The following is a 26670-nucleotide window of genomic DNA, read 5'->3' as shown; positions in this document are numbered from 1 at the left end:
TGTTATGAATATTGCCTTGATCGCTCATGATGAGAAAAAGCAAGATATGATCAATTTTACGATTGCCTATAAACCCGTACTAGAAAACCACAACCTGTTTGCAACCGGGACGACAGGGTTGAAAATCACAGAAGCAACAGGGCTTGGTGTCCATCGCTTTAAATCAGGACCTCTTGGCGGAGATCAACAGATCGGAGCCATGATTGCAGATAACACCATGGATCTCGTCATCTTTTTCAAAGATCCATTGACGGCCCAGCCCCATGAACCGGATATCGCAGCACTCATCCGTCTGTGTGATGTTTATCAAATCCCCTTGGCCTCGAATATGGCCAGTGCAGAGTTGTTCATTCATGCTCTGAGACGGGGTGATTTCAACTGGCGTAAAGTGATTCATGAACGGGGGGGAGGAAGAGCATGACTACCAACCTTGATATCCTTGCATTCGGAGCCCATCCAGATGATGTAGAGATTGGCATGGCAGGTACAATGATCCTCCAGGCAAGGAAAGGTTATAAGACAGGTATTTGTGATTTGACATTGGCGGAACTCTCCTCAAACGGGAATGTAGTACTCCGTCAGGAGGAGGCTGAGAAAGCAGCAAAAGTGATGGGGCTTCATGAACGGCTAAATCTCGAACTTCCAGACAGAGGTTTACGGTTAACCGAATCATATATCCAAAAAGTTGCCCGGACGATCCGGATTTACAAACCGAAAGCAGTTTTCCTGCCTTATCCGGTCGATCGGCACCCTGATCACGGAAATTGCAGCCGATTGGTTGAAGAAGCTGTTTTTTCAGCAGGAATTCGAAAGTATCAGGTGGAAGGGGAATTGTCGGCACATCGAGTCGACAAACTGTATTATTATTTCATCAACGGTTACAATCATCCCCATTTCAGTGTCGATGTAAGCGAGGTTTACGAAAAGAAAAGGGATTGCCTTAACGCTTATAAGAGTCAATTCATGACAAGCGGAGACGGAGTGCCGACTCCGTTAAACAACGGCTATCTTGACACAGTAGAAGCGCGTGATGCACTTTTCGGGAAAGAATCTGGTGTCACCCATGCAGAGGGATTCCGCTCCGGACGCCCTATCTTGATCAATGATCTGTTAGGAGATTGAATATGAAAAAACTGAAAATAGGCATCACTTGTTACCCTACAATAGGTGGTTCAGGAGTTGTCGCAACCGAACTCGGTAAGATGCTTGCCAAAGAGGGGCATGAAATCCACTTCATCACATCAAGCATCCCGTTCCGTCTGGAGAAATTCTATCATAATGTCCATTTCCATGAAGTAGAAGTCAATCAATACTCCGTATTCCGTTATCCTCCCTACGATTTGACCCTTGCTAGTAAAATGGCTGAAATCGCGGTACGTGAGAAACTTGATCTTCTGCATGTACATTATGCGGTACCGCATGCCATTTGTGCATACCTGGCGAAGCAGATGGTCGGAGAGGACTTGAAGATTGTGACGACTCTCCATGGAACTGACATTACCGTATTAGGTCATGATCCAAGCTTGAGCGAACTGATCAAATTCGGAATCGAAAAGTCCGATTCGGTAACGGCGGTATCAAGGAGTCTCATCGAACAGACGAAGGTCCTCTTGGGTACTGAAAAGGATATTGATTGTGTGTACAATTTCATTGACGAAGACGTTTATAAACGGAAGCATAATCTAGATCTACGAAAAGAGTATGGGATAAAGCCTGAAGATAAGGTCTTGATCCATGTTTCGAATTTCAGGTCGGTGAAACGTGTCCCGGATGTCGTCAAAACCTTCCATAAAGTCAGAGAACAGCTTCCTGCAAAACTTTTGCTGATCGGGGATGGACCAGAATTGACAGTTGCTTGCCGAATGTCCAAAGATCTTGGTCTTCAAGATGATGTTCTCATTCTTGGAAAACAGGAAAACATTGCAGAATTGTTCTCGATCAGTGACGTAAAACTCCTTTTATCAGAAAAAGAAAGTTTCGGTCTGGTATTGCTTGAAGCGATGGCTTGCGGAGTACCTGTCATTGGTACTAACATTGGTGGAATACCGGAAGTGATTGATGAAGGGGTAACTGGTTACATATGTGAAATAGGGAATATCGATCAGATCGCTTCGAAGACATTGCAGATCCTGCAAAATGACGAATTACAAACGAGAATGTCAAGGAATGCCGTCAAACACGTACATCAAAATTTCCATTCGAAAATGATATTGAATGATTATCTCGAAGTCTATGCAAAAACGCTCGGTCTGAAATCCGTCCGAGTCTAGGAGACGTTGCTCATGTCTTTTAAACTTGCTAATCAAGTGGTCGAGAAATTACAAAATCATGGCTTCAAAGCTTACATCGTCGGTGGTGTAGTCCGTGACCGTCTCTTAAGGCGTCCAACTGGCGATATTGATATCGCTACTTCCGCTAAGCCTGAAGAAGTTCAAAGGATTTTTCCGAAAACGATACCAGTGGGCATCGAACATGGAACAGTCATTGTACGTCATGGCAAGCAATCTTTTGAAGTGACGACATTCCGCTCAGAAGGTCGTTATATAGATCATAGGAGGCCCTCTGAAGTCGAATTTCATGAATCGATCGAAGCGGATTTATCGAGAAGGGATTTTACGATCAATTCACTTGCACTCGATCGTAATGGGGGCATCATCGACCCATTCGGTGGCAAAGAGGATCTCGAACAGGGCATTTTGAAAGCGGTAGGAACCCCCTCCGAAAGATTTCAGGAAGATCCCCTCAGAATGATGCGGGGAATCCGATTCGTCTCTATTCTTGGGTTCGGATTCGAAGAAACTACTTATTCAGCACTTGTAGAGAATGCTTTCCTGCTTAAAAAGATCTCTGTTGAACGGATCCGGGATGAATTTGAAAAGATGCTGGGGGGGCCCTATTGCGAAAAAGCTCTGACGTTGCTTAAAAAGACAAATGTGGACTGCCATCTGCCGAGAGGTCCATTTGAATTTCAGGTCCAGACTGAGAAGTTTCATTGGAGTGAACTCACGACGGTCGAAGAGCGATGGACAGGGTTCCTTGCACGGAACCAGATTGAAGATCCTGTTGAATGGCTTTCTGTTTGGAAGCTTCCAAATCAAAGAAAGGCGAAGGTGGATCGGATTGTAAAACTGGTTCGCAGTGATATCGATTTTACATGTGCTTATACGTTATATACGTATGGCCTTAGTGATTTGAAAGCAACCATCCGTGTGAAACGTTTCCTTGGTCTGCTAGTGGAAATAGAGGAATCCGAACTAGTTGCCCGATTCTCACAGCTTCCAATTAAAAGTCGTGCGGAACTGGCGATAAACGGGAATGAGTTGCAAAAATTTTTCAGACAAAAGCCTGGTCCGTGGATTACGGAATACCTTGAAAAAATAGAGCGGTGTGTCATCGAAGGGAAGGTCGAAAATACCCCCTCAGGAGTGAAGGAGTTGATTGAAAAATGGCAACAACCATACGAGAGAAATTGATCAGTCTCCTTTCTGATGCAGGAGGTTATAAGTCTGGTCAGAAGTTGAGTGAAATATTAGGATGCTCAAGAACGGCTGTCTGGAAGCATATCGAGGAACTGAGAAAAGAGGGATATGTAGTAGAAGCAGTACAGAAGAAGGGATATCGAATCATAACCCGGCCTAACAATCTTCTGCCAGGTGAGATCAAACATCAATTGAATACCGAAAAGCTTGGTCAGGAGATCCATTACGAAGAAAGTGTGTCTTCAACACAGGAGATCGCCCATCGGCATGCACTGAATAATGCTCCTGAAGGGACGATCGTCATAGCAGATGAACAGACATCCGGTAGAGGACGACTGGGCCGATCCTGGCATTCACCGAAAGGAAGCGGTGTCTGGATGAGTGTCATTTTACGTCCGAACATTCCCCCTCAAAAAGCACCTCAGCTTACATTGCTTGCTGCTGTCAGTGTAGTGCAAGGCGTTCAACAAGTAACTGGTGAAGATGCACAGATCAAATGGCCCAACGACATATTGATCGACGGAAAAAAAGTGGTGGGGATCCTGACAGAACTTCAGGCTGAGGCTGATCGGGTGAATTCGGTCATCATCGGGATCGGGATCAACGTAAATACAGCTGCTTTTCCCGATGAAATCTCCAATATCGCGACATCGCTTAAAATAGCGAGTGGAACGGAAATCGAAAGAGCACATCTGGTACGCTCTATTTTAGAAAAGATGGAAAAGCTGTATACCCTTTATCTGGAACACGGATTCTCGCCGATCAAATTATTATGGGAAGGCTCTGCTGCAAGTTTAGGCAAACGCATACGGGTCCGTACAATTGCGGGTGAATTGTATGGAAAGGCACAAGGAATCACAGAAGAGGGTGTCCTTTTGGTCGAAGACGATTTAGGAACCGTACACCGTGTTTACTCTGCAGATATCGAGCTCACTCAGAAATCCTAAAAAGGTTTATTTTTAGAACATGAAGAGAAAATATCTGCTATACTACACTTATAGGCGGTATCGTATCAACGAACTGCACTTTCCGAATGTGTAATATATGTGATTGATTATGATTATGGTTCTGCCTTGATCCGAACCTGGGACATGGACAGAGGGATGAAAGTTTGAAAGCGTTTTAACTCCCTTCTTTCTCTTTGTCTGAAAGAAGGTTTTTTTATGCCATGGCTTTGTTGTTAATGTTGATTTCTTCAGCAAATATCATCTGAAGGTTAACTGAGCCTATGCGAAAAGAGTTCACTTTCATCTTCCTCTGATTTAAAAGGAGGAGAAGTATGAAACGGATTAGTGATTTTAAGAAAATGAAGGAACAAGATGAAAAGATCGTGATGCTCACAAGTTATGATTATCCTTCAGCGCAAATCGCTGAGCAAGCGAATATCGACTTGATCCTTGTAGGGGATTCCCTTGGAATGGTCGTACTTGGCTATGAATCGACCATACCTGTGACGATGGAGGATATGATCCATCATACGAAAGCAGTCAAAAGAGGAGCTTCTGAAACATTTGTCGTTACGGATATGCCGTTTATGAGCTATCATACGTCGACCGCTGACGCCTTGAAAAATGCAGCCCGCCTGATGCAAGAAGCCTCCGCTGATGCCGTAAAAGTAGAAGGGGCAGGAGAGGTGATCGAGGTCATCAGTCGGCTTACTGGGGCAGGAGTCCCTGTGATGGGCCACTTAGGGTTGACCCCGCAATCGGTTGCCGTCCTTGGTGGTTACAAAGTCCAAGGTAAAGATGCCAAAGCAGCTGAAAAGTTGATCGGTGACGCGTTTGCAATTGAAGAGGCTGGCGCTTTTGCTTTGGTCCTCGAATGTGTACCAAGACAGCTGGCTGAGTTGGTAAGCAAACGTTTATCGATTCCAACGATCGGGATTGGAGCAGGAATTGGGACCGATGGGCAGGTGCTGGTGTATCATGATCTGATCGGTTACGGTTCACATCGGCCGCCGAAATTTGTAAAACAGTATACGAATGTATCCGGGCAAATCGGATTTTCTATAAAAAATTACGTTGAGGATGTAAAAGAACGGAAATTCCCTGAGGAGAAACACACTTTTACGATGAAAGAAGAGCAGCTGGTATCCTTATACGGAGGAAAAGTATGATCGTTTTTAAGACTATTGAAGAAATGCAAGCCTACACCAAAGAACAAAAACAAAATGGTTTCAAAGTCGGTTTTGTGCCGACAATGGGTTTTCTGCATGAAGGCCATGTCTCACTCATGCATCGGGCAAAACAAGAGTGCGACATCGTCGTGACCAGCATATTCGTCAATCCAACCCAGTTCGGACCTAACGAAGATTTTGAGCGTTATCCCCGTGATTTTGAAAGGGATAAAGAAATTGCAAAAAATAACGGTTCCGATGTGTTGTTCTATCCTTCCAGTTCAGTGATATATCCGAATGAAGCCGGTACGAAACTCATGGTAACGAAAAGGACAAATAGGCTTTGCGGTGAAAAGAGACCAGGTCACTTCGATGGTGTCGTGACCGTTTTGACGAAATTGTTCCATATCATCCAGCCTGACCGGGCGTACTTCGGTCAAAAAGATGCTCAACAGGTCGCGATCGTCGATGATTTGATCAATTCCTATTTTTTCCCGATACAGCTGGTTATTTGTCCGACGATACGAGAAGAAGATGGGCTTGCGAAAAGTTCCAGGAATGTGAACTTGAGGGATGATGAGCGGCGAATCGCTCCCCAATTGTATGAAGGGCTTAGAGGTGCAAAAGAAAAGGCCCAAAAGGGTGAAACGGTCAATGAAGTCCTACAGTGGTTGTACAAGATCTTGCAACGATTGGAATATGGAGAGGTCGATTATGTTGAAATCCTATCTTATCCTGAATTGCAACCTGTTGAAGGGTTCGATCAGAAGACGATCATCGCTTTGGCATATCAGTTTGAAGGGGCACGTTTGATCGATAACATCATCATGGAAGGTGTCCGATAGAGAAGGAAGGGGAAAAAAATTCAATGTTTCGCACAATGTTAAAAGGAAAAATCCATAGGGCAAGAGTAACAGAAGCGAACCTTAATTATGTAGGGAGCATCACAATCGATGAGGATATTTTGGATGCCGTCGACATGCTTCCAAATGAAAAGGTGCAAATTGTGAACAATAATAATGGTGCACGCTTTGAAACATATATCATTCCTGGAAAAAGGGGAAGCGGTACGATTTGCCTGAATGGCGCTGCCGCCCGATTAGTCCAGACGGGGGATGTGGTCATCATCCTGAATTATGTCATGGTGACGGAACAAGAAGCCCGTACTCATAAACCGACTGTTGCGATCATGGATGAGAACAATACAATCATCGAACGTATTTCCAATGAACCGGAAGCGACCATTTTATAAAAGCTCTCTGCAAGAGGGCTTTCTTGCTTTTCCATTGCCAGTCACTCCAATCCCTTAGGTATACCTTCCTAACATCAGTTTTCTTTCATTGCACGAATATGTATGAAGGCGTAAAATGTTATAAGAATGAGTTTTTTTGAAGCGGAGTGCTTATGAAGCATGAGCACCCGCTTTTTCTTTGACAAGAATGTATAACAATTTTGTTTAAATAGCCACCGCCCAACCACTTGGCTCACTTCAGTCCTCCTGCGGCGGTCGACACAGTGATTTGGTTAGAAGTGTTTGCACTCGCAGAACCGAACTTTGTTTGGTTCGAGCCTCCTCGTCGGACTTCCAGTGACCTTCGTGGTTAAACAGGGCGTTTGCGCTTTTCTTGATGTCTAGCTCCACCGCCCAACCACTTGGCTCACTTCAGTCCTCCTGCGGCGGCGACAGCCTCCTCGTCGGACTTCCAGTGACCTTCGTGGTTAAACAGGGCGTTTTCGCTTTTCTTTGGTAGCAGTAAGCTGATGCGCGGAACCATTCGTTTGGCATCTATCCTGAGGTGAAATCATGAACCAAAAATATGTTGTCCTGGATTTTGAAACGACAGGACACTCTCCTAAAAAGAAAGATAAGATCATACAGATCGGTCTTGTTGTTGTCCAAAATGGCACGATTATCGACCGTTATTCTTCATACTTGAATCCAGGGATCCCGATTCCTTCATTCATCTCTTCATTGACAGGCATCAAGCAATCCACAGTGGAAGACGCACCTACTTTTGAAGAAGTAGCGCCTGAACTATTGAAGCTTTTGGATGGAGCTTGTTTAGTAGCTCATAATATCCAGTTCGATCTGTCCTTTTTGAATGCTGAACTTGAAAATGCAGGGTATTTTGAATGGAGAGGGATGCTGATTGATACTGTAGAGCTATCCCGGATCCTTATGCCTAATTTGGATTCCTATAAACTTAGTCAGCTATCCGATTCTCTTGCCTTGGAACATTTACAACCACATAAGGCAGACTCGGATGCAGAAGCGACGGGATTATTGTTGATTGAATTGCTGAATCGACTTGAAACCCTTCCTTTATTGACATTGCAACGACTTCATCCTTTGCTCAAAGGACTGCACAGTGATGTAGCTGGTCTTGTCCAAGAATGTATAAACCGCAAATTAGGAAAGTTGGAAGAAGATATACCTGAATTGGATGTGTATCGTCAACTTATACTAAGGAAAATGAAAGAAAGAGGACTTGAGGAAGAATATGTAGATGAATCACTGACCCATCAAGATATACAAGAACGATTTGCCGATTCACTGCCCAATTATGAAAAAAGGTATGGGCAGCTTGAAATGATGGATGTGGTCGGTGAATCACTCACTGATGGTCGTCACGCTATGATTGAGGCGGGGACTGGGATAGGCAAATCCCTTGGATATTTGATTCCTGGTCTGCTTCATGCTAAAAAGACAGGGAGGCCGCTGGTCGTCAGTACCCATACGATACAGCTTCAAGAACAGCTTCTTGACCGGGATATCCCCTTATTGAAGCAGATGGTTCCTTTCGATTTCAATGCATCCGTCCTGAAGGGGCGGAACCATTATTTATGTTTACGCAAATTCGAGCAACAGCTGGATCAGATCTATGACAACAATTATGATGTTCTGCTTGCAAAAGCCCAGTTGTTAGTTTGGCTGACAACGACCGATGAAGGTGACATCGAGGAGTTGAACCTTCCTTCTGGCGGGCAGTTATTCTGGCATCAAGTCAAAAGTGACGCTAATTCTTGTCTGAACCATAAATGCCCTTGGTTCTCCAGGTGCTTCTATCATCGTTCGAAAAGGGAAGCCTATGATGCGGACATTATCATCACTAATCACGCATTGCTTTTTACAGATTTAGTGAATGACCATGCGCTTATTCCAGCTTATCAGGAAGTAGTGATTGATGAAGCGCATCACTTGGACGAGGTGGCGGGTGACCACTTCGGCCTCCAAACCGACTATTTCTCATTTCATCGAGTATTGGACAGACTCGGAACCTCAGAAGAAAAGACTGTAAACCTTTGGCTCAAGCTTGAAGAAATATTGAATTCTGTAGAGATCGATTACGATAAAAGCAAGGTAATCAATGGATTAAAAGATATGAAATTCGAAATCGATCATCTGTTCAGTATGATCAAAACGTATGTGGTTGCCAAAGGCCATAAAAAATCGGAAGTCGGTAAAATCTCCTTCCGTTTCACTACATCGGAGGCTGATCCTGACTGGTATGGTGAGATGAAGGAAGTTTTTGCAAGGGTTCAGCTTCACACCAATGATCTGCTTCGTGATTGCCGTGAAATTATTAAAAAAGTACAGAAACATGAAGAACATTTAAATGTCCTTCAAAAAGGAACACTTGTCGATTACACCGGGCTTCTCAATAAGCTGGATGAGGAAAGGAATATTCTTGCCCATATGCTTCTTACGTCAATTGAAGATGAGGTCTGTTGGATAGAGACCGATCCAGGTGGAGCAAGAAATGCTGTGTCAATCTATAATCAACCGATTGATATTTCGGACCGCCTTTCAAGAGAGTTTTTTGAAAGGAAAAAGAGCGTCATTTTGACTTCTGCGACATTGACGATCCGCAACCGTTTTGATTTTGTGAGGGGAAGACTGGGTATAGGAGAGGATGCTGCCACTGTTCAGCTGCAATCCCCGTTCGATTATAGTAACCAGGCGAAAATAATGGTTCCTACCGATTTACCGATGATTAAAGATGTGAGTACGGAAGCCTACGCAAGTACGATTGCAGCATATATTTACAGGATCGCCTATGTTACAGATGGAAGGATGCTTGTCCTGTTCACAAGCTACGATTTGTTGAAGAAGACCTATCATCGTTTTAAGGAACTAGCTGATCCGGAGGATTTCTCACTGATCGGCCAGGGCATCGACAGTGGAAGTCGTGCAAGGCTGACCAAGCATTTTAAGCAGTTGGATCGTGCTGTCCTATTCGGTACAAGCAGTTTTTGGGAAGGTGTTGATATTCCAGGAAACGATCTCTCGTGTTTGGTCATCGTTCGTCTACCGTTCAATCCACCTGATAACCCTGTGATTGAAGCCCGAAGTGAACAAATTCGCAGAATGGGAAAGAGCCCTTTCATGGAGCTATCATTGCCTCAAGCAATCATCCGGTTTAAACAAGGCTTCGGACGATTAGTACGTTCTTCCTCCGATCATGGGGCAGTATTTGTGTTCGACCGTCGCATCGTTACAGCAAAATATGGAAAAATGTTTCTAAGTTCACTTCCTGATGTACCAGTACTGGAAGGATCGATGGATGACCTGTTGGATGATCTAAAATACTTTATAGGTTAAGTTATATTGTCCAGCATACACTATAATCAAGACTACCGTATTTACGGAGGGATTATTTGTGTATATCCGGCCAATCATGATCTTCAGCTTGTTCTTGGTCCTTCTTCTGGTCACCAACAATCCGGTTAAAGATGAGCCGGTATTTTTTATGGATGGAGACACGAAAGGAAATGTAATAAAGAATCTTGATTTGAACCTAAAAAAAGACGAAATCGCGTTTTCTTTCCTTGAACTTGAAAGTGGGGAAGCAACTCTCATACAAGACAGTGAGGGTAAAAATATCCTGATCGATACGGGAAGTGAACAAAGCGATGCCCAATTTAAACAGCAGATGAAAATTTTTCAAGTCGATCAAATCGATACATTGATAGTAACGAATAAAGGGGAGCAATTTACTGGAAACCTGGAGTGGCTTACCAATGAATATAAGATTTCACAAGTATTCATAGCCCAAAATATTGTCAATGATCTAACAGAACGTTTCCAGCTTCAGGACGGGACGGTCAAACCGTTGGAATCAGGCGACCAATTCAAATTGTTAGATAAAATCTCTGTCACAGTAAAATATTTAGAAAAACATAAAGAAAATGAAATAGGCGGAATGGCGTTGGATCTTCAGTACGGTACCAACCATATCCTTTATATGGGCGTCGCAAATGATGTAGCTGAGAAAACAATCATCCGGGATGGAGTAATAAATGCCTCATTGATCAAAATAGGCGGCTTTGGTCATTATTTCGGCACAAGTGAGGAATTGTTGGATCATACCAGTCCTGAGGTTGCTGTCATTTTTAAGCGTTCAGGCTATAGAGCAAGTGATGAGGTGATGTTAAGGCTTGAAGACCGGTGGACTGAAATTTTCAAGCCGTATGAACAGGGGATCGTAATGGTTAAAACAAATCAAAAAGAGTATGAAATTACCCAAATACCGTTGTCCAAACCTAAAATAGCGTATAAATGACCTTAAAATGTTCGCCAAAGGTATTGAAAAAGGCAATGGAATCGTTAAAATAAACAAGAGACAAGAAAAAGTGGGCTGTCTCATAAGTGTCTGACTTGATGTCTGACACTATAGGACAGCCCCCAAAAGGTGCAGGGAAGGATATTATGTGATGCAGTCGTTTTAAGAACTGCTTTCTTGATACATTTATTTTGTCCCTAAACAGAAGAGTTATTAAGGATAAAACAGGAAGCAACCGTTACATGGCAAAATACTTGATAACTGGATGGGGTGTAATGAAGATGGAAAGTAAAATAGAAATACTTTCTACTGTGAAGGTTCAATCTTCAGCTGACCTTTACAAAATCGTAGATGCATTGAACAGAACCCTCAAGCATCAGGATTTGATGTTCGGTTTAGCGCTTGATAAAGAAGATCAAGAAAAGATGGTCTTTACCATCTATCGTACCTAGGTGGTTTTAGTATGAAAAAAACGTTCTACATATTGGGAGCCTTATTGTTTATTACAACAGCACTAGGCATATCTTATTATTATTATGTGTTTAATGATCACGGTAAAAGCCAAAAGAAAAGTGTTGCTTTGGCAAAGGAGCAGTTTAATATCACTGAAGTGAATGAAATCGAGCATTATAATGGATCACATGGTGCATTCGACGTGATCCGTGCTAAGATAGATAAGGAAGACAGCTATGTCTTCATACCGCTTTCTAAGGAAAATGAAGCTAAAGTCATCAAAGCTGAAGATGGTTGGAATGTTCAGAAAGTGAAGCAATATATACAGCAAGAACTGGACCTGGACAATTTGATATCGATTCGTTTAGGTTTGGAAAGATATCGTGAAACTTCACCGTTCACCCCAGTATGGGAAATTGTCTATAAAAAAGGTGCAACCAGATATACGTTCCATTACATACGATATTCGGATGGTACTTTTTTTAAGACGTACACGATGAACCAACGATTATAGTTTCAATTGTAAAATATTTTAAATATAACTTGTCACAAGTATTCTTTATGGAGGGTTTTGGAATGAAATTAGCAAAGCGAGTTAAAGCATTGACACCATCAAGTACACTAGCGATTACAGCGAAAGCGCATGCCCTGAGAGCAGAAGGCCATGATGTCATCGGCCTGGGAGCAGGAGAGCCCGATTTCAACACCCCTGAACATATCATAGAAAATGCCCAGAAAGCCATGAATGAAGGGTATACAAGGTATACACCTGCTGGAGGATTACCGAAGCTGAAAGAAAGCATCATCGAGAAATTACAACGGGATCAGGAATTGTCTTATGATCCTGGTGAAGTGATTGTGACGACTGGCGCGAAGCATGCCCTGTATACATTGTTCCAGGTATTGCTTGACGATGGTGATGAGGTAATCGTCCCAACACCATACTGGGTAAGCTACCCAGAACAAGTGAAGCTTGCTGGTGGCGTTCCGGTACATGTCGAAGGTAAAGAGGAGAACGGTTTTAAAATCACACCTGAACAATTGGATGATGCCATCAGTGAAAAGACAAAAGCGGTGATCGTAAATTCGCCATCGAATCCAACTGGAGCGATCTATTCATCAGAAGAATTGAAAGCGATCGGCGAAGTCTGCCTCAAACATGACATTCTTATCGTTTCAGATGAGATTTACGAAAAACTTACTTATTTTGGAGAGCATCATGTTTCGATTGCACAGCTTTCTACGGAGTTGAAAGAAAACACGATCATCATCAATGGAGTATCTAAATCACATGCGATGACAGGCTGGAGAATCGGCTATGCTGTTGGTAATCGGGATGTGATCCAAGCAATGACGAATCTTGCAAGCCATAGTACATCAAACCCGACTTCAATCGCACAGCATGCCGCCATCGCAGCATATGACGGCACTCAGGAACCAGTTGAAGAGATGAAGAAGGCATTTGAGGAACGTCTCGACAAAGTCTATAAGCAATTGATCCAGATCCCCGGATTCAAATGTGAAAAGCCGAAGGGAGCGTTCTACCTATTCCCGAATGTCACGGAGGCACTTGAGCTGACAGGATTTAAGGATGTGGATGACTGGGTTGAAGCGATCCTCGAGTACGAAAAAGTAGCACTTGTCCCTGGGAGCGGGTTCGGCGCGCCAGGCAATGTACGCCTTTCCTATGCGACATCCCTTTCCGTATTAGAGGATGCTTTAACCCGCATCAGGAACTTTATGGAAAAACATCAAAAATAAGGGCCGGTTGTTTATCGGCTCTTGTTTATGTAAAATAAGAAAAACAAATTAAAATTTACTACCCGAGTTTACGTAAGTGGAGGGAATAGAGTGAAAACCACAATTCAATTGTTAAGCGATCATATTGGCCAAGAAGTGACGATCGGAGCTTGGCTAGCCAATAAGCGATCAAGTGGAAAGATTGCATTTTTACAATTACGGGACGGCACAGGATTCATCCAAGGTGTCGTCGTAAAAAAAGAAGTAGATGAAGACGTATGGTTAAAAGCAAAATCCATTACACAGGAATCAAGCTTGTATGTGACTGGAACTGTTCAAAAAGATGACCGTTCCCCTACTGGTGTAGAGCTTGTCGTTTCTGGATTGGATGTGATCCACGAATCCATCGATTACCCGATCACACCGAAAGAACACGGAACAGAGTTCTTGATGGACAACCGTCATTTATGGTTACGTTCTAAAAAGCAGCATGGAATTATGCGGATCAGGAATGAAATCATCCGTGCTACATATGAATTTTTCAATAAGGAAGGGTTCGTAAAGATCGATTCACCTATTTTGACAGGCAGCTCAGCAGAAGGAACAACTACGTTATTCCACACGAAATACTTTGATGAAGATGCCTATTTATCTCAAAGTGGACAACTTTATATGGAAGCTGCAGCAATGGCATTCGGCCGTGTGTTCTCTTTCGGACCGACTTTCCGTGCTGAAAAATCTAAAACTCGCCGTCATTTAATCGAATTTTGGATGATCGAGCCGGAAATGGCGTTCGTCGAGCATGAAGAAAGCCTGGAAATTCAGGAGCAATACGTTTCATTCTTAGCAAAGTGTGTGCTTGAACATTGCAGAATCGAGCTGGAAACACTTGGTCGGAACATTGAAAATCTTGAAAAAATCAAAGCGCCTTTCCCGCGGATATCTTATGATGATGCAATCAAGCTTCTTAAAGAAAAAGGTTATGATGATATCGAATGGGGTGAAGATTTCGGAGCGCCTCATGAAACGGCGATTGCAGAAAGCTTCGATCAACCCGTATTCATTACGAATTATCCGAAAGACATCAAAGCGTTCTATATGAAACCTGACCCTGAACGTGATGATGTCGTCTTGTGTGCAGACTTGATTGCACCTGAAGGTTATGGTGAAATCATCGGAGGAAGTCAGCGTATCGATGATCTCGAATTGATGAAGAAACGTTATGAGGAACATGACCTGTCAGATGAGGCATATAAGTGGTATTTAGAGTTGCGCAAGTACGGAAGTGTACCTCACTCTGGGTTTGGCCTGGGGTTAGAGCGTACCGTCGCCTGGTTATCTGGCATCGAGCATATCCGGGAGTCCATTCCGTTCCCACGCTTGCTTAATCGATTATATCCTTGATCTTTTATGATTCTGTTTCCCAGAAAGCACTGAGTGTAATCAGTCTTGCTTGCGAGCATGACGACTTAAGATTCCACTAGTGCTTTCTTTCATTTTAAAAATGCTTCCTGGCGAAGGGAGTTGCGGATCACACTATTAGTTAAGTCGATTTTATTTGATATAATGAAGAGGAGGTGTGTTTGATGAAAAGAGAGAGTTTTTTAAATTGGATGGATATGGGCTCCGTCCCGATCCCAGGTGTCCTGTTACGGAATTACAACCGGATCGGTCTTGATGAAGAAGAAGTGATGGCATTGATACATATGCATTCGTTCCTCGAAACGGGAAATTCTTTTCCCACTCCTGAACAACTATCATCCAGGATGACAGTATCATCTCATAAATGTATGCAGATCCTACGGACCTGCATACAAAAAGGGATGTTGAAGATAGAAGAACAACAAGATCCCGTACAAAACATATATTCAGAAACGTATACACTACGCCCTCTGTGGGAGAAATTGATCAGAGTCTTGGATGAAGATGAAATCGATGAAGAATATGAAAAGCATAGGGAAGATGAGCAACAGATTTATACAATCATGGAAAAGGAGTTCGGCAGACCGTTATCGCCGATTGAGTGTGAGACATTGACAATGTGGCTTGACCAGGATAAGCATGACCCGTCGCTTATCATTGCAGCTTTGAAAGAATCAGTATTGTCAGGAAAGCTGAACTTCCGATATATTGATCGGATTTTATTCGAGTGGAAAAAGAACGGAATCCAGTCGGTAGATGAGGCAAAACAATACGGTGAGAAATTCCGCCAGCACAGGTATAGGAAAACCGGGAATACCTCTTCAGATACGGACAAGACGGATTTTCCATACTATAATTGGCTTGAACAATAGTAAAGGACGAGATCAAATCATGTTGACGAAAAAGCAAATCAGAGAAGTATTGGATCAAATAGGCAATATGTTCCCCGAAGCACATTGCGAGCTACAGCATAGGAACCCTTTTGAACTTACGATTGCGGTCCTGTTATCTGCACAATGTACGGATGCGCTCGTTAATAAGGTTACCCCAGGCTTATTTGAAAAATATCAAACTCCGGAAGATTACTTGGCAGTACCATTGGAAGAATTGCAGAACGATATACGTTCAATTGGTCTTTTCCGCAATAAAGCTAAGAACATCCGGAAACTTTCTGAAATTCTCATCCATGAGCATGGGGGAGAAGTACCTCGAGAACGTGATGAATTGATTAAGCTGCCAGGTGTCGGAAGGAAAACGGCGAATGTCATCGTCTCCGTGGCGTTTGGAGAACCTGCTATCGCAGTTGATACACACGTGGAACGGGTATCGAAACGGTTAGGAATCTGTCGATGGAAGGATAGCGTCCTTGAAGTGGAAAAAACGTTGATGCGAAAGGTCCCTAAGGAGGAATGGTCTGATACGCATCACCGACTTATTTTCTTCGGTCGATACCATTGTAAAGCACAGAATCCTCAATGTACCGTTTGTCCGCTTCTTTATTTATGTCGTGAAGGGCAAAAGAGAATGAAGAAAGTGAAACAGAATGTCTGATAAAACGATCCAGATCCCAACCTCCTTCTATCACCCCTTATGGTTCAGTTCAAGGAAGATTACCTATGAAGATACTTTGGGGGTACGTGAGCTGGCGGAAATCCCTTTCCTGCTTGATATTTTAAGTATAAAAAGGGATCCTCCCCTTTATGAATTCGATCGAGCAGGTTACATCCACCGTTTTTTTGAACGTTGGAAAGTGGAAAAAGAACATATAGCTAAAGCATTCTCTCAACGAAGCCGCCGGGCTGCAGGCCCGAAGATGATTTTAGGGATCGGATGGCTCATTACTTTGGTTTTTTGGGTAAATGGAAAGAAGGTTGAACGTCTGACTCATTTGAAGGATGACCTTTCACTTCTCCCAATCCAGCCTGTTAATATGAATGAGCGTCTTTCATTCATCACCGAAAATCCCGATCACTACCAATCATTCATCCAATTGGCCCAACTTTTTGGCGAACTTGAGAAGAAGTGGGTCATGGCTGTGTATAAAGAACAGCATATGGACAAGAAATGACAACATAGGATAATAGCATGATGATGTCGAGCAGGAGGGACTAGAATGCAGATCCATGTTGTGAGAAGAGGACAATCTCTTTGGGGAATCTCTCAACAGTACGGTATACCGTGGCAGCAAATCGTTGATTTGAATGGATTGGAAGCTCCCGATCAGCTAGCAATCGGGCAAACATTGCTCATTCCGACGCAGGACCGGTATACGGTGCAACCTGGTGATTCCTTTTTCAGTATTGCAAATAAAACAGGTGTTTCCGTAGATGAACTTAGAAGGGCCAATCCACAAATCGAAGGAAATATCTTATATCCTGGCCAGGTACTCCGAATTCCTCAAAGACCAAAAACACCAGCACTTGTCAATGCGTATGCAGAACCATTTGAAAAATCAGTTCAACATGCGAAAACGGCTGGAAATGCATTAAGCTGGTTATCGGTGTTCAGTTATCACGTTGACGAAAAAGGGAATATCCGACCACTGGAGAACGACGATGATTTGATTGAAGCGGCAAAAGCCAACAATGTCAAACCGATCATGTCTGTGACGAATATCAAAGAAGGAGCCGAGTTTGACACAGAACTGGCGACTGCAGTCCTTCAAGACGAAAAAATACGGGATACTCTTGTAGACAATATTGATCAAGTGATGAAAAACAAAGGATTTCAAGGAGTCAACATCGATTTCGAGTTCTTGGGGCGTCAAAACAGAGAACCCTATAATCAATTCTTACGGAGATTGACGAATAAACTAAAACTTCAAGGATATGTTGTTTCAACGGCATTAGCCCCTAAAACAAGCGCTGATCAGCCAGGAGTCCTTTATGAGGGACATGATTATAAAGCACATGGGGAAATCGTCGATTATGTCATCATCATGACATACGAATGGGGATGGAGCGGGGGTCCGCCTTTACCCGTTAGTCCATTGCCAGAAGTTGAAAAGGTATTGAGATATGCTTTGACAGAAATTCCGAAGGAGAAGCTTTTGATGGGTATAAATTTATATGGATACGACTGGACATTGCCGTATGTCGAGGGCGGTCCATTTGCTAAAGCATTGAGTGTCCCCCAGGCTACTAGGCTCGCTTATACAAGGAAGACGGAAATACAGTATGATGAAGAGGATCAGGCCCCTTACTATACGTATTATGATGAAAACGGCAAGGAACACATCGTCTGGTTTGAAGACCTGAGGAGTATGTCTGCCAAATTCGACTTGATCAAAAGGCTGGATATTGCCGGGATGTCTTTTTGGAATCTTGCTTTCCCGTATCCGCCATTATGGCCTCTTATAAAAGATCGCTTCAATATACAGAGATGAAGGAAAAGGCCTGGGTGGAAAAATTCCACTCAGGCCTTTTCGAGATCTATTATGAAGCTTGTCTGTCGGTAGATGTTGGAGGGAGGGTGCCGATACCGAATGGAAGACCAGAATCATCGCCGCCTCCATCTCCACCATCATCAGGATTATCGTCTGGTGGAGGAGGGGGGGCCTCATCATCTCCTGGAGGTGGTGTCTCTCCACTCCCATCTCCGTTTCCTCCATTGCCGTTCCCATTGCCATTCCCGTTTCCATTCCCTTCTCCATTGTCATCGCCAGAAGGAGGGGGGCCGGAATCATCATTACTGTCTTCTTGTGTTGTCTGGACTTGGACGGTTGCAGGCTCACTTTCTTTTTTCTTTTCTTCATCGACGGCTACCACGGTAAATGTATAATTTGCACCAGGAGACAAGTTCTGAACGACTAATTCCATTTCTTTCTGCTTGGTAAGCTCCTGGAATCCAGCACCATCGATCGAGTAAAGAACTTTGAAGGTGATCCCTTTATCAACGAATTTCTTAGGGTATTTCCATGTTAGTTTCGCTTCTTGTTTCTTTTCATCGTAATCGGCTTTCAGCCCTTGTGGAACTTCAAGCTTATCATACTCTTTTGAGATATCCGGCAGTTCTGTACCTTTTACAGCAAGCTCCCTGATGATTTTATCTTTCGGAGTGAATTCGCTTGCCCGTTTATTTGTCCCTTTTTCAATTGGGACCTCAATCACCGAGTCAGGACGGCTCCAATCAGAATTCTCCAAGTCCGCACTTGCTTTGGCCATAATGTCATTGAAGAGCAACTTTGCGTAATCATCTGTTTCATTAGTCAAATATTGTGGGTTTCCTTCATCATCCTTACTACTGTTATAACCGGTCCATATCGCAGCGGAAAGTTCAGAAGAATATCCGGCAAACCAGGCATCTCTCGTCTTGCCTTTGAATTCTTCTCCATATTCAGCAGGATAGTTCGTCGTACCGGTTTTTCCAGCAACAGGGAAATCCAAGTTCACATACCCTTTTGCAGTTCCTTTTGTGATGACATCTTTCAACATATTGGTGACCATATATGCTGTGTACTCTTCCATTGCTACTTTTGGATCAGCTTTATGCTCGATCACACGGCCATCAGGGAACTTGATTTTCGTTACAGTGAATGGCTTGTTATAGACCCCTTTATTCGAGAATGCAGCATACGCAGCTGCCATTTCCATCGGTGAAGGACTCTTATGGAATCCACCGATTGCATAAGCTGGGCTATAATGCTTATCATCCACTTCAATTCCTAGTTTTGCTGCAAATTCTTTCGTTTTGTCAGGGCCCACTTCCTGCCATGTACGGATCGCTGGAAGGTTATAAGAATCATACAATGCCCTGCGCATTGTCACATCGCCATGATGCTTCCTGTCCCAGTTGTGGAATTCGTGGCCGTTTACAACAAGTTTATCATCACTTAACTTTTTGTACGTCGGCCATTTCAGATGTTCGATCGCTGGACCGTAATCAAGAATCGGCTTTATTGCAGAGCCTGGTTGGCGTTGGTCCATCTGTGTCGCATAGAATGAGCTAGCTGTGTTTTTGCGCCCGCTTCCTATCGCTCTGACTGCTCCAGTTTTCGTATCCGTTAGGACAATTCCACCTTGAATGTTCACATCCTTGATGATTTTGTCGCTATAAAGGGCTTCCTCAACAGCGTTTTGTGCGTTCGGGTCAAGTGTTGTATAGATTTCCAGCCCCGATGTGTAGACTTCGCCTGGATCCTCGAAGCCAGCCATTTTTGCAGCTTCTTTAATGACTTGTGCTTTGAAGGTCTCATATGATTTTTGTTTTTCTTCCGGTTTAGATTCTTTTACATAATCTGTAACCGGAATGGATGAAGCCTCTTTTTTCTGTTTTTCGGTGATAAAACCATATTTCGCCATTTGAGATAAAACTACATTACGTCGCTTTTCTGCTTTTTCAGGATGATCAAATGGGCTATATGAGGATGGCGCTTTGGGCATTCCGGCTAATAGGGCAGCTTCATGTAGTTCTAAATCTTGTATCTCTTTATTGAAGTAGGTCTTAGCAGCTGTCCCAATTCCATAAGCACCTTCGCCAAAATAAATCTTGTTCAGATACATTTCCAGGATCTGATCTTTGGAATAGCGTTGTTCAAGCTTGACGGCAAGATATGCTTCTTTAATCTTACGTGTCATCTTCTTATCCTTGGTCAGTAATGCATTCTTAATGACCTGCTGTGTGATCGTACTCCCACCCTGGGAGCCGAAACCACCTGTAATGTTGGCGATCGCTGCCCCACCGATCCGGCGTATATCAATACCAAAATGATCATAGAAGCGGACGTCCTCAGTCGCAATGACTGCATCTTTCATGACCTGGGGTATATCATCGAGGGGAGCCTTGATCCGTTTTTCATTTTTAAACATCATACCGAATTCATTTCCGTCTTTATCAAAAAGCTTGGATGATGCTGGTGTATCAAGTGCCTTCGGATCAAGTTCAGGTGACTGGCTGATGACCGCAAACACTGCGATGGCACCTGCTGTTACTCCTATCAAACTAAATATGAGAAGAAGAGCCGTGATCTTTTTCAGCAAGCTTTTCTTCTGTCTATTGGGTGTTTTCTTTTCTTGTGAAGCAGCCCCTTGACGGCGTTGCTGCCTTGAGCTGTATTTATTGTCACTCATTGTTGTTCCTACCTTTCTAAACGTAACCTGACGTAATAATTATTCGTATCAAACCGTCTGTTTCTATCCCTTAGGAGGTAGAAAAGAACAAGTTATCGACAATTTTCAAATAATCAATACGTGGGTTGTAACCTAATTGAATCAAATGGGCTTTTTCTTCAAAATAGGTTTTTGGAATGGATTTTCTCCCTCCGTTGTCCTGCTGGTCCCAAAAATGAAATAAGTGCGCCACTTCCATCAAATAATCTTGTTGAGAAGCATTGAATCTTACCAGGATGAAACAGATTCCTTCCTGTTCAACAACTCTTTTCAGATGATCGATCTGATGCTGATGGAAATTCGTTAATGGAAATGAGGTTCTATTCCTTGTTTCTTTTGCCTCAAAATCGATATATCTACCTCGGTACACCCCATTGTAATCAGTCGTCGATGGTTGCTTGAAATAGGCTTCCTTGATGACTGCTGCGCTTCTTTTCGGATAATCCACTGAAACAATCTGAACAGGTGTAGGTTTCTTGTGGATCACCGATTTCCCGATGTGCAAATAATGGGCGTTGGTATGATTGATATCCTCTTCGAATGTCATCCCCCTGTTAGCATATGAGTCGTTCAATTTCAACTTTCCAGCAGATGGGCTGAGGGGTTGTTGGATGGGACGGCTTTTTCGATTTGGATAGTGAAAGTTCAATCAGTTCACCTTCCTTACTAGACCTTACAGAGTCGTCATCATTCTAGACGAAAGAATAAAGATTAAGTTTCAAAATAAATCCTCTGAGGTAGGGCATCATTAAGAATATACCATATTATTGGAGAATGTCGAGTGTAATGGCATGATTTTACGAACAGATGTTTGCAGGACGGGTGAACATATGGAACAGTCCAATAACAAGGAAGCGCTTGCAAAAAAAACGATAGAGACGAAGATAATCCAGAAGATCAAGAGGGAAACTGAAAGATTGAATGTCGATAACATATCACGGACAAAAGCGTATCAAAATTACTATTTTCGTAACAAAGATTTTTTCTGGCCATTCCTTGCAAGCATGGTTTCGAGGAATGCCGGATGGAATATGACAGATCTACAACAGAAAGAGTTCAGGGTGATCATGCCGCAAAAGGACCGTAGATGGCTATTTTATACATATGAACGAGCCAATTGGTTGATTTTCGAAGATGCGTATCCGCAACTTCTCTTGTATGAAGCATCCAAACAATTGAGAATGCCATTATTCCATTTACTGAAGGAATTCGGGGTATCCAGGTTCATGGTAGGAGAGTGGGAACTTTTTTGGGACCGTCATGATCCAAATAGGCTTGATATCGCTTTGATCATCAATGAGCAGCATGTGATTGAAGGACCTGTACTTGAACAGAATGCATATAAACGTAAAGTATTTGCCACTTTCCCATATTGGCTTCAGGATCGGTTCCATTTCAGCACAGTTTTGTTTCCTACTCTTGAAGGTGAACTATACGGTATCTCTGTCCATGGTTTCCGTAATGTGTCCAAACGGATTGATCATGGAAAGAGGCTTCTCAAGATCTTGTCAGATCCAAAAATGTCTGAACGCTTTATTCGTTTTGCGAGAATGACAGAGCCTTCTGGCGGCCGATATGACTATGAGCGATTATTCGACCAAAAGGCAAGGCAAGGGCATCATTTCCCTCTGCGTTTGCTTTTCCCTATTATCCATCATCATCGGAAGGAGTCCAAGGATTGGTCATTAAAAGAACGGAATCCGGTAAAATACTTTCGGGATGTCGGACTGCCGAGTCAGATCCAACTAAATGACTGGTATGAACATAAACGTATGGAGCTTCATGTTTTATCGAAATTGAAATCTTTCTTCAAACATTCTATTCAATAAAAAGGGCCGACTCGAAAAGGATTGAGTCAGCCCTGTTGTTCATGTCGATGGACGGTTCGGTCCCTCTATTTTTTTGTCTCCGTAACCGGTTTTTTTGTTCGGTTGTGCTGCATACTTGTCTTCCTTTGATGCTTCTCTTCTTTTACTCAAGTAAGTCACCTCCTGCTCTTAGTATGTTATATGGAACACCTCCTATACAAAAGGATCTAGTGCTGTCGAATCCTTGATTTGGAAAGGAAAATCCACTTTCTTTGCCGAAAGGGAACTAGTTTTGTCAAGCCTGGAGGGGAAGGGGAAAGGCCATCGAATTATACAGGTACAATATTCCCGGGAGGTCCGTAAATATGGAAAGCTTGGTGAAAACGAAAGCAGTATCGAAGAAGCTCAGTGTCAATCCGACGACAATTCAGCGATGGGTGAAGTATTTTGATATTCCATGCCCGAAAAATGATCACGGCCACTACTTATTCCGATCAGAGGACATCGAGCAGCTGGAAGAAATCCAAAAGCAATTGAATCAAGGTCTGCAGATGAGCGATATTAAATTGCAGAAGAAAAGCCCTGATGATAAGGTGCCATTGAAAAAAGCAAATGGGCTGAAAGAATTGGATGTTTATTTTCAACAGCTGCAGGATCAATTGAACATCTTGGAGTCTAAGGTTTCTCAAAAAGCAGATGAAGTCTTGTCCTACCAGGTCATGCAGCATCGGAAAGATATGGACCAGATGGCAACCCGTTTAACTGAGCTTGAAGAAAAAATGCTTGATCTCGAGGAGCAGCTCCTCCTGCAAGTCACCGCGACGAACGAGATACGAACCGAATACAGCCCGCCTAAACCCAAAAAGAGGAACTGGCTTGTGAGTCTGTTTTAAGATTTTGAATGATAGTGGAATCGCTGGTGATTACGGTATTCTCTTGATGGCATTTCTGTGCTTCCTCTGGTAGGATAAGTTCAGAAGAGGTGAAACAATGGTCACAGAAAAGCGACGTTTGAAGCAGTTGACGCAAAGGCTGCGTGAACTCAATGAACAGGCTTATCGCCAATTTGAGGAAAGAACTTGTAAAGATGGATATGAAGTCGACTTCTATGGGGAAGTGAAACCATTTGCTGATGAAGTGCAGATACTTGCCGACGAATGGAAGCCTTTGGCTGTGAAATGGGCAATCGAAGAAAAGCCTAAATATGTGTATCCGATCCAGATCAACGACACATACGAGAATATGACGATTGCTGCTGTACAGGCATTTCAGACAGATACGAAGCACAAACGGTTCACTTCGATGACAAAATCAATCGAATATATTCTCGAGTCCATTGAAATTCAATTATGAAGTTGGAGGAGGTTGGGCAAAGAGCTCAGCTTCTTTTTGTTTGATTTTTGATGTTCACTTAATTGTAAAACCCCGGCATGACATGTTGAAGTTGACATTTGTTATAATAGAAAGATCAGGAGAAAGGATGTTTGCCTTATGATGGAATTTTTGTATTTTCCAGAGGATAAAAGCGAATACATACCATCCGTTATCATGTTGCTTATTTTTATGTCGATGGCGATTGCAGCAACAATCTTTATCCGGAAACATTCTGCCAAAGAGCTTCATAAATGGGAAAACGAAGAACCAATTTTGAAAGAAACGAACAAACAGGGGAACGGAACAGGTTCAACTAAGAATTAGAGGATGGCTCAAAACATTTTTAAGGGTGTAAAGAGCCTTTTTTAAAGGATAAGAAAGCATAAAAATTGAAGTGATGTCTAGTTCCACCGCCCAACCACTTGGATCACTCCAGTCCTGCGGCGGCGACACATTGATTTAAGTCGAAGTGTTTACCCACGCAGAACCGAACTTTGTTTGGTTCGAGCCTCCTCTTCGGACTTTCAGTGACCTTCGTGGTTAACCAGGGCGATTGCGCTTTTCTTTGTGATTTACAAGTTAAAAATGACTGAATAGACCAAGAAAATAGAATCAAAGGGTCTAAAATATATGATGAACGGGATAAGGGGCTATGGTGCAAAGCATTATCCCGACAACTAAAGGGGAAAACCCTACAACTTTGAAATTATCCCGACAACTCGGAAATTATCCCAACAACTTTACATTTATCCTAACAACTCAAAAAACAAGGAGAAATGATGAATAATCAAGAGCCATTACAGGTCGAATACGGAAGTGCAGCTCACACGCGTGATAAACGTCGAAGTCAGTACATCCTGCACCGTCGCTGTACAATCAGGAGGCAGCTGCAATGCTGTTCTTTTTTGATTCAATTTCTATAAATTTCACGTACCGTACTGACGTTACGATTCAGACATGCAGCGGAGGGATATAATGAAAAGTCTTCGAAAGCATATGAAACCAAATCAAGAATGGAAAAGCCATCTATGGAAGAGATGAACAACGCTCTGAACGTACTCGGAGCGGTGAAGCCGATTCGATTGTGATGGTTGGAAAGACGATGTACGGCAGGGTTTGATAATTTGTTAAAATTAATTTGAGGGGGAATGATGATGAAAAAAGAATTTAAGAGTTTCAAGGAATTTTGGCCGTTCTACCTACAGCAGCATTCGAAACCTGCTACAAGAGCATGGCATTTTGTCGGGACGAGTTTTGTTTTTGTATGTATTTGTGTTTCGTTCCTTTTTATGAATTTCTGGTATATGTTAGCTGCACCGATCCTTGCTTATTCATTTGCATGGATCAGTCATTTCTTTATTGAAGGAAATAAACCTGCAACATTCAGGCACCCCTTTTGGTCTTTACGAGCTGACTTTAAAATGTTCGGATTTATATTGGTAGGGAGTCTTGAGCAGGAATTGATTAAGCATCAAATCAAAAGGACCGCATAGAAAATTCTCTATCGGTCCCCTTACATCTCTAATATTCCATGATATCACTATTGACAAGCTGCTGAATTTCTTCAACTAACTGTGGAGCTGGGATATCCAAATGTTCTGCTAAAACGAATATCGTTTTAAGTGTCGGCATCCGCCGACCTCTTTCGAGTAAGCTTATGAAAGAACGATCGTAGCCAGTTAATTCAGCAAGTTTGAATTGTGAAATCTTCTCAACAGTCCGATGCTTACGGATGACTAGCCCAACAGCTTGTTCAAGTTTCATGTGTAATCCCCCATTATAATCCATAAAATGACAGCGGACTATAGTCAACATATCTCTATTTTAGTATAGGAGTGTCGATTGAACAATAACATTATGATGAATAGCAGAACCAAATTTTCATTTGTGCAGTTATGGTCACTTTTTGGGGTTGGATTGGTGTAGGCCCTGCAGATTGCAACAATTGGGTTTTATATAAAGGCACAACTTCTCTTTCTTTTAGTTCGACGACTTTGATCGGTACCTGGTTTAACCGTACACCCATTTGTTGAGCGAGTGTTACTGCTTTTCGAATACCGTCCTGGTAGGCGATTGTTAAAGCCTTTAAATAAAAAGCCTTAGGATTTGAAACATCGAATGAGATGTCCCTAGCGAAATTTGCTCCGTTCCGGATCGCCGTATCATAAACGCTACCAGCTGATCGAACATCATTGATCATTACTCTGTACAAATGTTCCACTCTAAAGCCCTTGAAGATCGATTGGCCATTTTCATAAGCGTAGATCGGTTGGATCGTGTAAACCACTGTTTCAATTTGATTGGATGGTATTCCTAAATTCAATAATGCATTCAGAACTTGGTTGGACCTTCTGGCATTTTCAGCAGAGGCTGTTTTGACATCTGGATCTTCCGTGATGACTCCTATAGTAAGCGATATCTCATCAGCATCAATTGTCAATTCACCATCACCATAAACCTCCATTACTGGTTTTGAAGTTTCTATATTTTCATCCCTCTGCGGAAATGGATAGCTGCGGTTCATATGATCACCTCTACAATTTTCCTTTTGTAAAACTATATTCATTCCCTTTTTAAACATGTTCCTTGATGATGACTATACGTAAG

General features: G+C 42.7%; 27 protein-coding genes. 23 read left to right on the top strand and 4 right to left on the bottom strand.

Annotated features, from left to right (window positions below; translation table 11 throughout):
• Window positions 1-4 precede the first annotated feature (4 nt).
• The 18 genes from mgsA to L1611_RS00365 all read left to right on the top strand — a co-directional run bounded on the left by mgsA (window position 5) and on the right by L1611_RS00365 (window position 18159).
• Window positions 5-421 (top strand): methylglyoxal synthase, encoded by a 417-nt coding sequence (mgsA, locus tag L1611_RS00450; protein WP_236310912.1) that lies wholly within the window; start codon window positions 5-7, stop codon window positions 419-421.
• Entirely contained in the window at window positions 418-1122 is a 705-nt protein-coding gene (gene bshB1, locus L1611_RS00445; protein ID WP_236310910.1) for a bacillithiol biosynthesis deacetylase BshB1, read from the top strand. Before mgsA ends, bshB1 begins: the two co-directional genes overlap by 4 nt.
• A gap of 2 nt (window positions 1123-1124) precedes the next feature.
• Complete coding sequence (gene bshA / locus L1611_RS00440) at window positions 1125-2270, top strand: N-acetyl-alpha-D-glucosaminyl L-malate synthase BshA (protein ID WP_236310908.1); 1146 nt, start codon at window positions 1125-1127, stop codon at window positions 2268-2270.
• Window positions 2271-2282: 12 nt separating this feature from the next.
• On the top strand, window positions 2283-3473 hold the full coding sequence (locus L1611_RS00435; protein WP_236310906.1) for a CCA tRNA nucleotidyltransferase: 1191 nt from the start codon (window positions 2283-2285) through the stop codon (window positions 3471-3473).
• Window positions 3446-4426: a biotin--[acetyl-CoA-carboxylase] ligase gene (locus tag L1611_RS00430; RefSeq protein WP_236310904.1), complete on the top strand. Its 981-nt coding sequence runs from the start codon at window positions 3446-3448 to the stop codon at window positions 4424-4426. The genes L1611_RS00435 and L1611_RS00430 overlap by 28 nt, the downstream gene beginning before the upstream one ends.
• Window positions 4427-4758: 332 nt before the next feature.
• Window positions 4759-5595 (top strand): 3-methyl-2-oxobutanoate hydroxymethyltransferase, encoded by an 837-nt coding sequence (panB, locus tag L1611_RS00425; protein WP_236310902.1) that lies wholly within the window; start codon window positions 4759-4761, stop codon window positions 5593-5595.
• The gene (gene panC / locus L1611_RS00420) at window positions 5592-6440 is read left to right on the top strand and encodes a pantoate--beta-alanine ligase (protein ID WP_236310901.1); all 849 of its coding nucleotides are present in this window, start codon (window positions 5592-5594) and stop codon (window positions 6438-6440) included. Before panB ends, panC begins: the two co-directional genes overlap by 4 nt.
• A gap of 23 nt (window positions 6441-6463) precedes the next feature.
• A complete protein-coding gene (gene panD, locus L1611_RS00415) occupies window positions 6464-6847 on the top strand; it encodes an aspartate 1-decarboxylase (RefSeq protein ID WP_236310899.1) in 384 nt (127 codons plus the stop codon).
• Between the two features lie 552 nt (window positions 6848-7399).
• A complete protein-coding gene (dinG, locus tag L1611_RS00410) occupies window positions 7400-10198 on the top strand; it encodes an ATP-dependent DNA helicase DinG (RefSeq protein WP_236310896.1) in 2799 nt (932 codons plus the stop codon).
• 58 nt (window positions 10199-10256) lie between these two features.
• On the top strand, window positions 10257-11159 hold the full coding sequence (locus tag L1611_RS00405; protein ID WP_236310894.1) for a ComEC/Rec2 family competence protein: 903 nt from the start codon (window positions 10257-10259) through the stop codon (window positions 11157-11159).
• 281 nt (window positions 11160-11440) lie between these two features.
• Entirely contained in the window at window positions 11441-11611 is a 171-nt protein-coding gene (locus L1611_RS00400) for a YpmA family protein (protein ID WP_236312003.1), read from the top strand.
• Between the two features lie 11 nt (window positions 11612-11622).
• On the top strand, window positions 11623-12126 hold the full coding sequence (locus L1611_RS00395; protein WP_236310891.1) for a hypothetical protein: 504 nt from the start codon (window positions 11623-11625) through the stop codon (window positions 12124-12126).
• A gap of 62 nt (window positions 12127-12188) precedes the next feature.
• The gene (locus tag L1611_RS00390; RefSeq protein ID WP_236310888.1) at window positions 12189-13373 is read left to right on the top strand and encodes a pyridoxal phosphate-dependent aminotransferase; all 1185 of its coding nucleotides are present in this window, start codon (window positions 12189-12191) and stop codon (window positions 13371-13373) included.
• Between the two features lie 90 nt (window positions 13374-13463).
• The gene (gene asnS / locus L1611_RS00385) at window positions 13464-14756 is read left to right on the top strand and encodes an asparagine--tRNA ligase (RefSeq protein ID WP_236310884.1); all 1293 of its coding nucleotides are present in this window, start codon (window positions 13464-13466) and stop codon (window positions 14754-14756) included.
• A 182-nt stretch (window positions 14757-14938) separates the two neighbouring features.
• Window positions 14939-15646, top strand: coding sequence for a DnaD domain-containing protein (locus L1611_RS00380; RefSeq protein ID WP_236310881.1), 708 nt, complete (start codon window positions 14939-14941; stop codon window positions 15644-15646).
• Between the two features lie 19 nt (window positions 15647-15665).
• Window positions 15666-16325, top strand: a complete 660-nt coding sequence (gene nth / locus L1611_RS00375; RefSeq protein ID WP_236310879.1) for an endonuclease III — start codon at window positions 15666-15668, stop codon at window positions 16323-16325.
• Window positions 16318-16842, top strand: a complete 525-nt coding sequence (locus L1611_RS00370) for a YpoC family protein (RefSeq protein ID WP_236310876.1) — start codon at window positions 16318-16320, stop codon at window positions 16840-16842. Before nth ends, L1611_RS00370 begins: the two co-directional genes overlap by 8 nt.
• A gap of 45 nt (window positions 16843-16887) precedes the next feature.
• Window positions 16888-18159: a glycoside hydrolase family 18 protein gene (locus L1611_RS00365; RefSeq protein ID WP_236310874.1), complete on the top strand. Its 1272-nt coding sequence runs from the start codon at window positions 16888-16890 to the stop codon at window positions 18157-18159.
• Window positions 18160-18208: 49 nt separating this feature from the next.
• Here the strand turns inward: L1611_RS00365 and L1611_RS00360 are convergent, their stop codons facing one another.
• Both L1611_RS00360 and recU read right to left on the bottom strand, forming a co-directional pair.
• Window positions 18209-20842 carry a penicillin-binding protein 1A gene (locus L1611_RS00360; protein ID WP_236310872.1) on the bottom strand — a complete coding sequence of 878 codons (2634 nt, stop codon included), beginning with the start codon at window positions 20840-20842 and terminating at the stop codon, window positions 18209-18211.
• Window positions 20843-20912: 70 nt separating this feature from the next.
• Window positions 20913-21530: a Holliday junction resolvase RecU gene (recU, locus tag L1611_RS00355; protein ID WP_265738320.1), complete on the bottom strand. Its 618-nt coding sequence runs from the start codon at window positions 21528-21530 to the stop codon at window positions 20913-20915.
• 181 nt (window positions 21531-21711) lie between these two features.
• Here recU and L1611_RS00350 point away from each other — a divergent pair, with 181 nt between their 5' ends.
• The 5 genes from L1611_RS00350 (at window position 21712) to L1611_RS00330 (ending at window position 25556) form a co-directional block, all read left to right on the top strand.
• Complete coding sequence (locus L1611_RS00350) at window positions 21712-22710, top strand: DUF2515 family protein (protein ID WP_236310871.1); 999 nt, start codon at window positions 21712-21714, stop codon at window positions 22708-22710.
• 344 nt (window positions 22711-23054) lie between these two features.
• Complete coding sequence (locus L1611_RS00345; RefSeq protein WP_236310869.1) at window positions 23055-23582, top strand: MerR family transcriptional regulator; 528 nt, start codon at window positions 23055-23057, stop codon at window positions 23580-23582.
• 97 nt (window positions 23583-23679) lie between these two features.
• The gene (locus L1611_RS00340; RefSeq protein WP_236310867.1) at window positions 23680-24042 is read left to right on the top strand and encodes a YppE family protein; all 363 of its coding nucleotides are present in this window, start codon (window positions 23680-23682) and stop codon (window positions 24040-24042) included.
• Between the two features lie 138 nt (window positions 24043-24180).
• Window positions 24181-24387: a hypothetical protein gene (locus L1611_RS00335; RefSeq protein WP_236310865.1), complete on the top strand. Its 207-nt coding sequence runs from the start codon at window positions 24181-24183 to the stop codon at window positions 24385-24387.
• Between the two features lie 830 nt (window positions 24388-25217).
• Window positions 25218-25556 (top strand): Mpo1-like protein, encoded by a 339-nt coding sequence (locus tag L1611_RS00330; RefSeq protein WP_236310864.1) that lies wholly within the window; start codon window positions 25218-25220, stop codon window positions 25554-25556.
• 28 nt (window positions 25557-25584) lie between these two features.
• Here the strand turns inward: L1611_RS00330 and L1611_RS00325 are convergent, their stop codons facing one another.
• Together L1611_RS00325 and L1611_RS00320 are read right to left on the bottom strand one after the other, a co-directional pair.
• Complete coding sequence (locus tag L1611_RS00325) at window positions 25585-25827, bottom strand: helix-turn-helix domain-containing protein (RefSeq protein WP_236310862.1); 243 nt, start codon at window positions 25825-25827, stop codon at window positions 25585-25587.
• 91 nt (window positions 25828-25918) lie between these two features.
• Entirely contained in the window at window positions 25919-26587 is a 669-nt protein-coding gene (locus L1611_RS00320) for an SIMPL domain-containing protein (RefSeq protein WP_236310860.1), read from the bottom strand.
• Window positions 26588-26670 lie beyond the last annotated feature (83 nt).

The sequence above is a fragment of the Pseudalkalibacillus salsuginis genome (assembly GCF_021646685.1).
Classification (GTDB): domain Bacteria; phylum Bacillota; class Bacilli; order Bacillales; family Fictibacillaceae; genus Pseudalkalibacillus; species Pseudalkalibacillus salsuginis.
This window is presented reverse-complemented; position numbering and strand designations above follow the sequence as displayed.